We start from the raw sequence: 3,633 nt of genomic DNA on the forward strand, positions 1-3,633 counted from the left end.
TTGACCTTAACAATCCACCACCACCTCACGAACCGGGTACCCCACCCGTTCGGCGAACTCCTCTATAAAGGAAGGCTTAAAACCCGCCGCGCACCAGTTATTGAAGATAAAGCCCAAATTGGAAAAACCGCAGGGCTGCAAAAACAAGAAGCCATTGATGTCATCTTCAAAGCCACACAGTGGGCAAGTGAAGTTGTCGCTGACCTTCGGCATCCATTCGTCCAGGCTGTCGAACAGCGCTTCGCCAACTTCTTTGCGGCATTTGGGGCAGCCGGCTTCTTCGAGGAATTTCACCGTCGGCGTATAGATGCAGCGCTTGGTCACCACCTCCAAACCATTTACCGGCCGGCCAAACGGTAATAGCTCGGGCTGCTCGACAATGCGCTTGGCGCCTGGGGCGATGGCGTAGGCCATGCGGTTGCCGGTACGGCCACAGGTGCTGAGCTCGGCGGCGACGATATTGCGCTGCACCAACCAGCGCAGTATCAGCCGCGCCCGCGCCTCGTGGTTGGGCAGGGTGGAAATCTGTGGCACCAGAATGCTTTGCTGCTCTGCCATAACGCGACCCAAATCTGAAACGTGGCGCAGTTTAACAGGCCAGGCCTTTGGCTCGAGCCGCGCAAAGCCTCTATCATGCCCGCCATGATCAAAGACCCGTTCCAACGCCTCGGCCTTGACCGCGAAGTGCTTACCGTCAGCCAGCTCAACGGCCGCGCCCGTGTGCTGCTGGAAGATGTGTTCAGCAATATTTGGGTAGAAGGCGAAATATCCAACCTGGCCAAGCCTGCCTCCGGGCATGTGTATTTCACCCTGAAAGATAGCCAGGCCCAAGTGCGCTGCGCCCTCTTCCGCCAAAACGCCGCCCGTGTACGCCAAGCCTTGCGCGATGGCATGGCGGTGAAAGTACGCGGCAAGGTTTCGCTGTTCGAGGGGCGTGGTGACTACCAGCTGATTCTCGACAGCGTGGAGCCGGCAGGCGACGGTGCCCTGCGCTTAGCCTTTGAGGCGCTAAAGACCAAGCTCAGCGAGGAAGGCCTGTTTTCCGCTGAGAATAAAATCCCGCTGCCTGCCCATCCGCAGCGCATTGGTATTGTCAGTTCACCGACCGGCGCGGTGATTCGCGACATCATCAGCGTGTTCCGCCGCCGTGCGCCGCAGATTCAGCTGACCCTGATCCCCACCGCCGTGCAGGGCCGCGAAGCCACTGGGCAAATCGTGCGCGCTTTGCAGCTTGCGGATCGGCGCGGCTTCGATGCGTTGATCCTGGCCCGTGGTGGCGGCTCGCTGGAAGACCTTTGGTGCTTTAACGAAGAACCGGTGGCCCGCGCCATCGCCGCCTGCCAAACGCCGATCATCAGCGCCGTTGGCCATGAGACCGACGTGTCGATCAGCGACTTTGTTGCCGACATCCGCGCCCCTACGCCTTCGGCTGCTGCCGAGCTGCTGGCCCCGGATGCCAATGAGTTGGTGCAACGCTTGAACAGCCTGCATCGCCGCTTGGTGATGCGCATGCAAAACCGCATCGAGCGCGAACGCCTGCGCCTGGACGGCATCAGCCGCCGCCTGCGCCACCCAGGTGAACGCCTGCGCCAGCAAGCGCAGCGCCTGGATGACCTGGATATGCGCCTGCGCCGCGCTTTTGAGCGCACCCTGCAACACCGGCAAGAGCGGGTCGCGCGGTTGGATATGCGCCTGGCTGCACAGCATCCGGGCCGCGCCCTGGCTTTGCTACGCCAACGCCTCGACGGCCTCAGCGAACGCCTGCCACGGGCCATGCGCGATGCCTTAAAAGACCGCCGCCAACAGTTGCAGGCCGAAGTACAAACCCTGAACGCCATCAGCCCGCTGGCCACCTTGGGCCGCGGCTACAGCATCCTGCTCGACGAGCGTGGCAAGGCAATCCGCAGTGCCGCACAAACCAAACCCGGCCAGCGCTTGAAAGCGCGCCTGGGCGAAGGCGAGCTGGAGGTGCGGGTAGAAGATAACCACCTGACGCCGGTAACCCTGTCGCTGCTGGACTGATCCCTCTTTATATAGGGCAATACCATGCGCCTGCTGTTGTCCCTGTTGCTCTGCCTCGCCCTGCCCGCCCATGCCGACAGCTATATCAGCCGCCTGCTAAACAAGCCGGTGCCGGGCGGTGTGGCAGTAATCGACCTTGGCCCCGGCAATGGCACGCCCACTGCCCGCTACCAGAACAAACCGGTGCTGGTGGTGCATGAGCAGGGGCAACGCTGGCTGGCGATTGTTGGCGTGCCGCTGAGCAGCAAAGCCGGTAAGCAAAGCATCACCGCCGAAGACGCCAGCGGCAGCCGCACCTTGAGTTTTACCGTCGCTAGCAAGCGCTACGCCGAGCAGCGCATCACCTTGAAGAACCAACGCCAGGTCAACCCCAACCCGGCCGACCTCAAGCGCATCGAGCGTGAACTGGCCGAGCAAACCCGTGCTTACCAGAGTTTCAGCCCTGGCACGCCGAGCAACCTGTTGCTGGACAAACCGGTCAATGGCCCGCTGTCGAGCCGCTTTGGCGTGCGCCGCTTCTTTAACGGCGAGGAACGTAACCCACACTCGGGTCTGGACTTTGCCGTGGGCGCCGGCACACCGATCAAAACGCCGGCGGCCGGCAAAGTGATTTTGCTCGGCAACTATTTCTTTAACGGCAATACGGTATTTGTCGACCATGGCCAGGGCTTTATCAGCATGTTCTGCCATATGTCGAAAATCGACGTGAAGGTCGGTCAGCAGTTGGCCCGCGGCGCCGTGGTCGGCAAGGTCGGCGCCACCGGCCGCGCCACCGGGCCGCATATGCACTGGAATATCAGCTTGAATGATGTGCGGGTCGATCCCGCCATATTTATTGGGGCATTTGAACCGTAACGCAGCACCGAGCAACCACACAGGACGACGATGAGCAGCATGGAATCCCACTACAACGCCGCCGTGCTCTGGCTGGAGCAGTACCCACACGTCTACAGCCTTGTCTGCCTGATCTTGCTGCTGTTCGCCGCCTGGTTGGCCAATTGGCTGGTCAAGCGTGTACTGGTGCGCGGTTTCTACCGCGCCCTACGCGCCAGCCACCTGGGCCAGGACAAAGCCTTGGCGCGCTCGCACATTATTTCGCGCCTGGCCAACGTGGTGCCGGCGCTGATCCTCGCTACCGGCATTGAGCTCATTCCAAATCTGCCCGCTGGGCTGATCACCGTTACTAAAAACGTATGCAGCGCCTTTATGGTGCTGACCATCGCCTTGGCCCTCAGCGGCGTGCTGACCCTGGCCAACAGCCTGTACGAACGCCGAGCCGACGCGCACTTGCGGCCGGTGAAAGGCTATATCCAGGTGGTGAAAATCGGCATCTACCTGATCGCCACCATTCTGGTGATCGCCACCCTGGTAGACCGCTCACCGCTGATCTTGCTGTCCGGCCTGGGCGCCATGGCCGCCGTGCTGATCCTGATTTTTCAGGACACCTTGCTTTCATTGGTGGCCAGCGTGCAGATCTCTTCCAACGACATCATCCGCGTGGGTGACTGGATTGAAATGCCGCAATTGAACGCCGATGGCGATGTGATTGATATCGCCCTGCATACGGTAAAAGTGCAGAACTGGGACAAAACCATCACCACCATTCCCACC

The 3,633-nt window shown here is 60.9% G+C and carries 4 protein-coding genes; 3 read left to right on the forward strand and 1 reads right to left on the reverse strand.

The features are described from left to right. Positions 1-6: 6 nt before the first annotated feature. The gene (locus AAAB16_RS03520) at positions 7-558 is read right to left on the reverse strand and encodes a sugar ABC transporter ATPase (protein WP_340662090.1); all 552 of its coding nucleotides are present in this window, start codon (positions 556-558) and stop codon (positions 7-9) included. An 84-nt stretch (positions 559-642) separates the two neighbouring features. On the opposite strand from AAAB16_RS03520, the gene xseA reads away from it, so the two are divergent. The 3 genes from xseA to AAAB16_RS03535 all read left to right on the forward strand — a co-directional run. Then, positions 643-2,022, forward strand: a complete 1,380-nt coding sequence (gene xseA, locus AAAB16_RS03525) for an exodeoxyribonuclease VII large subunit (RefSeq protein ID WP_340662092.1) — start codon at positions 643-645, stop codon at positions 2,020-2,022. A 24-nt stretch (positions 2,023-2,046) separates the two neighbouring features. Further along, positions 2,047-2,877 (forward strand): peptidoglycan DD-metalloendopeptidase family protein, encoded by an 831-nt coding sequence (locus AAAB16_RS03530; RefSeq protein WP_340662091.1) that lies wholly within the window; start codon positions 2,047-2,049, stop codon positions 2,875-2,877. A 39-nt stretch (positions 2,878-2,916) separates the two neighbouring features. Continuing rightward, positions 2,917-3,633, forward strand: a 717-nt coding sequence (locus AAAB16_RS03535) for a mechanosensitive ion channel domain-containing protein (protein ID WP_340662093.1), incomplete at its 3' end; no start/stop codon positions are given.

Origin of the sequence: Pseudomonas sp. (genome assembly GCF_037994325.1) — a bacterium.
In the GTDB taxonomy this organism is placed as follows: Bacteria; Pseudomonadota; Gammaproteobacteria; order Pseudomonadales; family Pseudomonadaceae; genus Aquipseudomonas.

What these genes read in the sequence shown, in the direction of transcription:
- xseA (WP_340662092.1), top strand. Translation starts at nt 643, where the DNA reads ATGATCAAAGACCCGTTCCAACGCCTCGGCCTTGACCGCGAAGTGCTT.
- AAAB16_RS03520 (WP_340662090.1), bottom strand. Translation starts at nt 558, where the DNA reads ATGGCAGAGCAGCAAAGCATTCTGGTGCCACAGATTTCCACCCTGCCC.
- AAAB16_RS03530 (WP_340662091.1), top strand. Translation starts at nt 2,047, where the DNA reads ATGCGCCTGCTGTTGTCCCTGTTGCTCTGCCTCGCCCTGCCCGCCCAT.